This is a genomic window from Amycolatopsis sp. CA-126428 (assembly GCF_002904335.1).
GTDB lineage: Bacteria > Actinomycetota > Actinomycetes > Mycobacteriales > Pseudonocardiaceae > Amycolatopsis.
Map to the genome: position 1 here is coordinate 46,125 of NZ_PPHF01000166.1, position 7,759 is coordinate 53,883.

7 protein-coding genes are annotated in these 7,759 nt (G+C 69.0%); 5 read left to right on the forward strand and 2 right to left on the reverse strand.

Going from position 1 to position 7,759, the window contains the following annotated elements; translation table 11 throughout:
• Nucleotides 1-141 precede the first annotated feature (141 nt).
• The 5 genes from C2L58_RS43895 (at nt 142) to C2L58_RS43915 (ending at nt 5,947) form a co-directional block, all read left to right on the forward strand.
• On the forward strand, nt 142-1,821 hold the full coding sequence (locus C2L58_RS43895; protein WP_233226266.1) for an ABC transporter substrate-binding protein: 1,680 nt from the start codon (nt 142-144) through the stop codon (nt 1,819-1,821).
• 86 nt (nt 1,822-1,907) lie between these two features.
• Nucleotides 1,908-2,909 carry an ABC transporter permease gene (locus C2L58_RS43900; protein ID WP_103343538.1) on the forward strand — a complete coding sequence of 334 codons (1,002 nt, stop codon included), beginning with the start codon at nt 1,908-1,910 and terminating at the stop codon, nt 2,907-2,909.
• Entirely contained in the window at nt 2,906-3,835 is a 930-nt protein-coding gene (locus C2L58_RS43905; protein ID WP_103343539.1) for an ABC transporter permease, read from the forward strand. Before C2L58_RS43900 ends, C2L58_RS43905 begins: the two co-directional genes overlap by 4 nt.
• Nucleotides 3,836-3,842: 7 nt before the next feature.
• Nucleotides 3,843-4,838 (forward strand): ABC transporter ATP-binding protein, encoded by a 996-nt coding sequence (locus tag C2L58_RS43910; protein ID WP_103343540.1) that lies wholly within the window; start codon nt 3,843-3,845, stop codon nt 4,836-4,838.
• Nucleotides 4,835-5,947, forward strand: coding sequence for an ABC transporter ATP-binding protein (locus tag C2L58_RS43915; protein ID WP_103343541.1), 1,113 nt, complete (start codon nt 4,835-4,837; stop codon nt 5,945-5,947). The genes C2L58_RS43910 and C2L58_RS43915 overlap by 4 nt, the downstream gene beginning before the upstream one ends.
• A 55-nt stretch (nt 5,948-6,002) precedes the next feature.
• Here C2L58_RS43915 and C2L58_RS43920 read toward each other — a convergent pair whose 3' ends face one another.
• Nucleotides 6,003-7,199 (reverse strand): RNA polymerase sigma factor, encoded by a 1,197-nt coding sequence (locus C2L58_RS43920; RefSeq protein ID WP_103343542.1) that lies wholly within the window; start codon nt 7,197-7,199, stop codon nt 6,003-6,005.
• Nucleotides 7,196-7,552: a YciI family protein gene (locus C2L58_RS43925; RefSeq protein ID WP_103343543.1), complete on the reverse strand. Its 357-nt coding sequence runs from the start codon at nt 7,550-7,552 to the stop codon at nt 7,196-7,198. Before C2L58_RS43925 ends, C2L58_RS43920 begins: the two co-directional genes overlap by 4 nt.
• Nucleotides 7,553-7,759 lie beyond the last annotated feature (207 nt).

Below are 7,759 nucleotides of genomic sequence, written 5' to 3' on the forward strand. Positions count from 1 at the left end.
CACGTAGCGCGATCGTAACCTCACGTGCTTAAGTGCGGGCCGAGTTCCCGCTAGTGTCGGCGAGCACACCGATCGTCCGTCGAGTTCCTGACCGACCGGACGGTGACTTTGAAACCCGAAACATCTCCCAAGGGGTGCCAGATGCAGCAATTGCGGCTGACCCGAACACGCCGCGTGGCCCTGATCGGGCTCGCCGGCGCGCTCGCGGTTTCGCTGTCCGCCTGTGCGGAGTCCAAGCGTGACGAGGGCGCAGGGGGTGGTTCCGGGGGCACGATGATCTTCGGTGCGGCCGGTAACCCGAAGCTGTTCGACCCCATCTTCAACGACGAGGGCGAAACCTTCCGGATCACGCGCCAGATCTTCGACACGCTGATCCAGAACAAGCCGGGCACCGCCGACCTCGAAGCCTCGCTGGCCGAGAAGTGGGAGCCCAGCAACGACGGCAAGACCTGGACCTTCTCCCTCAAGCAGGGCGTGAAGTTCTCCGACGGCACCGCCTTCGACGCGACCGCGGTCTGCTTCAACTTCGACCGCTGGTACAACATGAAGGGCGCCGCCGCCCAGAGCCAGATGATCTACTACGCCGACGTCTTCGGCGGGTTCGCCAAGAACGAGAGCGACGACTACAGCGACCCGGTCTACAAGAGCTGCGAAGCCAAGGACCCGGCGACCGCGGTCGTGAACCTGAACAAGGCGAAGGGCGCGTTCCCGGCGGCCTTCACCCTGCCGTCGTTCGCGATGCAGAGCCCGACCGCGCTCAAGCAGTACAAGTCCGACGAGGTCACCCAGTCCGGCGACTCGTTCACCTACAGCGAATACGCGAACAAGCACCCGGTCGGCACCGGCCCGTTCAAGTTCGACAGCTGGGACCAGGGCAAGGGTGAGATCATCCTGTCCAAGAACGACACCAGCCCGACCCAGACGGCCAAGCTCGACAAGCTGATCTTCAAGGTGATCCCGGACGAGAACGCCCGCAAGCAGGCGCTCAAGGCCGGCGACATCCAGGGCTACGACTACCCGGCGCCCGCCGACTACGGCCTGCTGCGCAACGAGGGCGAGCAGGTGCTGGTCCGCCCGCCGTTCAACGTGCTCTACATGGGCATCAACCAGTCGGGCCCGGCCGGCGACAAGCTGAAGGACGTCCGCGTCCGCCAGGCGCTGGCCTACGGCATCAACCGCGAGCAGTTCGTGAAGAGCAAGCTGCCCGAGGGCGCCGAGGTGGCCACCGAGTTCGTGCCCAAGACGATCTCCGGCTACACCGACGAGGTCACCAAGTACGCGTACAACCCGGAGAAGGCCAAGTCGCTGCTCCAGCAGGCCGGCGCGACGAACCTGACGCTGAAGTTCTACTACCCGACCGAGGTCACCCGTCCGTACATGCCGAACCCGGCGGACGTCTTCACCTCGATGTCGGAAGACCTGAAGGCGATCGGCGTCAAGATCGAACCGGTGGCCAAGCCGTGGAACGGTGGCTACAAGGACGACGTGCAGAAGTTCGGCAAGCAGGACCTGCACCTGCTCGGCTGGACCGGTGACTACAACGACGCCGGGAACTTCGTCGGCACCTTCTTCGGCCGCAAGAAGCCGGAGTTCGGGTTCGACAACCCGCAGCTGTTCCAGGCGCTCGCCGCCGCGGACGCTTCGCCCGCCGGCGACGCGCACGCCAAGGCGTACCAGGAAGTCAACAAGCAGATCATGGACTACCTGCCGGCCATCCCGATCTCCTACGGACCGCCCGCGATCGTGGTCGGCCCGAAGGTCAAGGGTCTGGTCGCCAGCCCGCTGACCGACGAGCGGTTCAACACCGTGACTGTCAACTGACGGTTCCACTTTGCGAGGCATGGGGTGGGTGCTACCGCGCCCACCCCATGTTCCGTACTCAGCGGGCTGCCACCTAAGGACTGCAAGTGCTCCGTTTTCTCGTGCGTCGGCTGCTACAAGCGATCCCGACGCTCCTCATCCTGTCCATCCTGGTCTTCGCCTGGCTACGGTCGCTGCCCGGAGGGCCCGCGGCCGCCCTCCTCGGCGACAAGGCAACGCCGGAGAAGATCGCCAACCTCAACCACGTGCTGGGGCTCGACCAGCCGGTCATCTTCCAGTACTTCAGGTTCCTCGGCCGCGCGATCACCGGTGACTTCGGTGCCTCGCTGGTCTCCACCCAGCCGGTGATGTCGGAGATCGGCACGTTCCTGCCGGCCACCATCGAGCTGGGCATCTCCGCGATGATCGTCGCGGTGGTCATCGGCATCCCGGCGGGCTACATTTCGGCCCGCTACCGCGGTGGCGCCGCCGACAACGTGATCATCGTGCTGACCCTGATCGGTGTCGCGGTCCCGGTCTTCTTCCTCGGCTACATGATGCAAGACCTGCTCGCCGGGCCGCTGGGCCTGCCGTCGCAGGGAAGGCAGGCAGCCGGCCTGGACGCCACCGCCATCACCAACTTCGCCATCCTCGACGGCATCATGACCAGCGAGTGGGACGCGGTCTGGGACGCGATCAGGCACCTGATCCTCCCGGCGTTCGCGCTCGCCACCATCCCGCTCGCGGTGATCACCCGGATCACCCGCGCGTCGGTGCTCGAAGTGCTCAACGAGGACTTCATCCGCACGGCCAACTCGAAGGGCCTCACGCAGCCGGTCGTCCGGCGGCGGCACGTGCTGCGCAACGGCCTGCTGCCGGTGGTCACCACCATCGGCCTGCAGACCGGCGCGCTGCTCGGCGGCGCGGTGCTGACCGAGCGGGTGTTCAACTTCCGCGGCCTCGGGTTCCTGCTGGCCGAAGGGATCGAACGGCGTGACTACCCCCGGCTGCAGGCGTTGCTGCTCTTCGGCGCCCTGGTGTACGTGCTGGTGAACACACTGGTCGACGTCTCGTACGGGATCATCGACCCGAGGGTGCGTGTGCGATGAACACTCTGCTGAACAAGAAGAAGGAACCGATCGACAAGCTCGCGTCGGCGTCCGGGCACAGCCTGGGCGGCGAAGCGGTGCGGCGGATGCTGCGCAGCCCGGTGGCCATCACCGGCGGCGTGATCACCGCGCTGTTCCTCCTGCTGGCGATCTTCGCGCCGCTGATCGCACCGAAGGACCCCTACGTCCGCTACCTGCAGGACAAGGTCTCCCTCGGCCAGGGCATCATCCCGGGCGCCCAGCCCGGGTTCCCGCTCGGCGTGGACGACTTCGGCCGCGACTACCTCTCGCGACTGCTCGTCGGCGCCCAGCAGACGCTGCTGGTCGGCGTGCTGGCGACGGTGATCGGCGTGCTGATCGGCGTCATCATCGGCGGGCTGGCCGGCGCGTTCGGCGGCTGGGTCGACACCGTCCTCATGCGACTGGTCGACGTCATGCTGTCGGTGCCTTCGCTGCTGCTGGCGATTTCGGTGGCGGCGCTGTTCCAGAAGCCCAGCCAGTGGACGGTGATCCTGGCCGTGTCGATGATCGGCGTGCCGATCTTCGCGCGGCTGCTGCGCGGTTCCATGCTGGTGCAACGCGGCAGCGACCACGTGCTCGCCGCGACGTCGCTGGGCGTGAAGCGGACGTCCATCGTGTTCCGGCACATGCTGCCGAACTCGCTGGGCCCGGTCATCGTGCAGGCGACGCTGACCCTGGCCACCGCCATCCTCGAGGCCGCGGCGCTGTCGTTCCTCGGCCTGGGCGACCCGGACCCGAACCGGGCGGAGTGGGGCATCATGCTGAGCCGCGGGGCCCGGCAGTTCCTCGACGTCCGGCCGGAGCTCGCGTACTACCCGGCCATCGCGATCATCGTGGTGGCGCTCGGGTTCACGCTGCTCGGCGAGTCCCTCCGCGAAGCCCTCGACCCGAAGAACAGGCGGTGAAGCACTGATGGCACTCCTTGAAGTCCGTGATCTCAAGGTCGACTTCGTCCGCCGTGGCGAAAAGTCGTTCACCGCGGTGGACGGCGTGAGCTTCGACGTCGAACCGGGCCAGACGGTCGGCCTGGTCGGCGAGTCCGGCTGCGGCAAGTCCGTGACGTCCCTGGCGATCATGCGGTTGCTCGCCAAGCGCGGCAACAAGGTCAGCGGCTCGGTGCGCTTCGAGGGCGCCGACCTGCTCAAGCTGTCCGACCGGGAAATGCGCGACCGCCGCGGCCGCGATCTCGGCATGGTGTTCCAGGACCCGCTGTCCTCGCTGAACCCGGTCATCCCGATCGGGCTGCAGATCACCGAGGTGCTGGAGCGCCACCGCGGGATGTCGCGCAAGGCGGCGTCCGTCGAAGCGGTGGACCTGCTGGACAAGGTGGGTATCCCGGACCCGTCCCGGCGGCTTTCCGAGTACCCGCACCAGCTTTCCGGCGGGATGCGGCAGCGTGCGCTGATCGCGATCGCGCTGGCGTGCCGGCCGCGGCTGCTCATCGCCGACGAGCCGACGACCGCGCTGGACGTCACCATCCAGGCGCAGATCCTGGCGCTGCTGCGGGAACTGGTGCAGGACACCGGCACCGCGCTGATCATGATCACCCACGACCTCGGCGTCGTCGCCGGGCTGTGCGACGAGGTCAACGTGCTCTACGGCGGCAAGATCGTGGAGCGGGCCCAGCGGCACCGGCTGTTCGCCGAGCCTCGCCACCCGTACACGCACGGCCTGCTCGCGTCGATCCCGCGCCTGGACGCGGGCCGCGGCGAGAAGCTGATCCCCATCCGGGGTTCGGTTTCCGACAACATCCCGTGGGACCACGGGTGCGCCTTCGCGCCGCGCTGTCCGAACGCGCTGCCGGTCTGCCGCGAGGCCCAGCCGCAGCTGGTGCCGGACCGGGCCGGACTGCTGCGCTGTCACAACCCCGTGCGGCCCACGGTCGCGGCGGGAGGAGGAGCCCGATGACCCGTCCTGCTGGTGACGTGCTGCTCGAGGTCACCGACCTCAAGGTGCACTTCCCGATCAAGAGCGGCGTCGTGTTCGACCGGACGGTCGGGCACGTGTTCGCGGTCGACGGCGTCGACCTGGCCATCCGGCGGGGCGAAACCTACGGCCTGGTGGGCGAATCCGGCTGTGGGAAGTCCACGTTGGGCCGGGCGATCCTGCGGCTCAACGAGCCCACGTCCGGGCACGTGGTGTTCGACGGCACCGACGTCGCGCAGCTCAAGGGAGAGGAACTGCGGAAGGCCCGGCGCCGGATGCAGATGATCTTCCAGGACCCGATGTCCAGTCTGGACCCGCGGCAGTCGGTCGAGTCGATCCTGGTGGAGGGCATGCACGCGCACGGCCTCGACAAGGACAAGGAAGCAACCCAGCGGCGGCTGCGTCAGCTGCTCGCCGCGGTCGGCCTGCCGGAGACGTCGTTGCGGAAGTACCCGCACGAGTTCTCGGGCGGGCAGCGCCAGCGCATCGGCATCGCGCGGGCGCTGGCCGTGGAGCCGGACCTGATCGTCGCCGACGAGCCGGTGTCCGCATTGGACGTTTCGGTGCAGGCCCAGGTGGTGAACCTGCTGGAGGACCTGCAGCAGCAGCTCGGCCTGACCTACGTCGTGATCGCGCACGACCTCGCGGTGGTGCGGCACATCTCCGACCGCATCGGCGTGATGTACCTGGGCGCGCTGGTCGAGGAGACCGACGCGGACTCGCTGTACCGGGACCCGCTGCACCCGTACACGCGGGCGCTGCTGTCGGCCATCCCGGTGCCGGACCCGCAGGTCGAGGACACCCGCGAGCAGATCCTGCTCGCCGGTGACCTGCCGTCGCCGGCGAACCCGCCGTCGGGCTGCCGCTTCCACACGCGCTGCCCGTGGAAGCAGGCGAGCCTGTGCGGCACCGACCGCCCGCAGCTGCGCGAGATCGGCGGCGGGCACCGGGTGGCGTGCCACTACGCGGAGGACATCCGCGACGGGCGCATCCAGCCGCACGAGGTGGAGCCGGAGCTGGTGGAACTGACCGGGGCGCTCAACCCCGACCTGGGCCCGCCGGACATCGGCACCGCCGCCGAGATCCTCTGAGGCTCTGAAGTTCTGATGCGAACGGCCGGCCGGGCGTTGTCCCGGCCGGCCGTTCTCATGTCTCCAGCTTGGCGGCACGCGACTGCAGGTACGCCTGCTCGGGCAGGCTCAGCGTCCGCCGCGCGGCAGCCAGGTACGCCTCCCGGGCCCCGGCCGCGTCCCCGGACAGCTCCAGCAGGTGCGCGCGGATCGCGTCGACCCGGTGGTGGTTCGCGAGGGCGGGGTCCTTGGCCAGCTCCGACAGCTCCGCCAGCCCCGCCTCGGGGCCGTGGACCTGCGCGAACGCCACGGCCCGGTTCAGCGTCACCATCGGGCCGGGTGCCACGACCCGCAGCAGGTCGTAGAGCGTGAGGATTTCGGCCCAGTCGGTCTCGTCGGCCGTCGCGGCCTCGTCGTGGACCGCGGCGATGGCCGCCTGCAGCTGGTACGGGCCCACCGGCGCGGTCGCGAGGGCTTTCGTGATCAGCGCGACGCCCTCGTCGACGAACGCCCGGTTCCAGCGGGTGCGGTCCTGCTCGGCCAGCGGGACGAGGGCGCCGGTCGCGTCGACGCGGGCCGGGCGCCGGGCCTCGGTCAGCAGCATGAGGGCGAGCAGCCCGGCGACCTCGCCGTCGTCCGGCAGCTCCGCGTGCAGCTGCCGGACCAGCCGGATCGCCTCGGTCGTCAGCTCGACGCGGCTCAGCGCGTCCCCCGAACTGGCCGTGTGGCCCTCGGTGAAGATCAGGTAGAGCACCTGCAGCACCGCGGCCAGCCGTTCGGCGCTGACGTCCCTGGTGAGCCGTTCCCCTTTCAGCTTCTGTTTCGCGCGGCTGATCCGCTGCCCGATCGTGGCCTCGGGGACGAGGAAGGCCCGCGCGATCTCGGCGGTGGTCAGCCCGCCGACCGCGCGCAGGGTGAGGGCGACTTGCGACGGCGGCGTCAGCGACGGGTGGCAGCAGAGCAGCAGCAGGGTCAGGGTGTCGTCGACCCCGCTGACCGGCTCTTGGCCGGGCGGCTCGGCGAGCGCGACGGTCTCTTCACGCCGTTGCCGCGCGGTCTCACTGCGCCACTGCTCGATGCGCCGACGGGACGCCGTCGTGATCAGCCACCCCTTCGGGTGATCCGGAACGCCTTCGGCCGGCCACTGCTGCGACGCGGCGAGCAGCGCCTCCTGGACGGCGTCTTCGCAGGTGTCGAAGCCGCCGTAGCGCCGGACCAGCGCGGCGAGGACCTGCGGGGCGAGCTCGCGGAGCAGGTGTTCGACGTCGGTCACAGCTCCGGCCCGTGCAACCCCATCACCGGCCGCACCTCGACCACGCCGAAGGAGGCTTCCGGGATCTTTGCGGCGATCTCGAGAGCGCGTTCTTCGCTCTCGCAGTCGAGCAGGTAGAAGCCGGCGAGGAACTCCTTGGCCTCGGCGAAGGGGCCGTCGGTGGCCATGGGACCCACCCGCTTGGCGAGCTCCGGGAAGGCGAGCCGTTCGGAGACGATCCGCTCGCCGGAGGCATCGAGATCGTCGTTGAGCTGCTGGTAGTAGGCCAGCCCGGCGGCCCGCTGTTCGTCGCTCATGCCTTCCCACGCGCTGCGCGACTCGGGGTTGCCGTAGATCAGGACCACGTATTTCACGTCCGCCTCCTGTCTGCTCGATCGGCAGTTATCCACCGGAGTTGTCCACATGGGGGTGGACTCTGTGGACAACTCCGGACGACCGCCCCGGCTGTCATGCGTGATGCCTTGGCGAGCACGGGAACTGCCCTTCCACCGACCCGAACGCCGGATTGTTCAACGGCCGTCACGCCGCGTCAAGGCGGGAAAGCGTGCCTTGACCCGGCG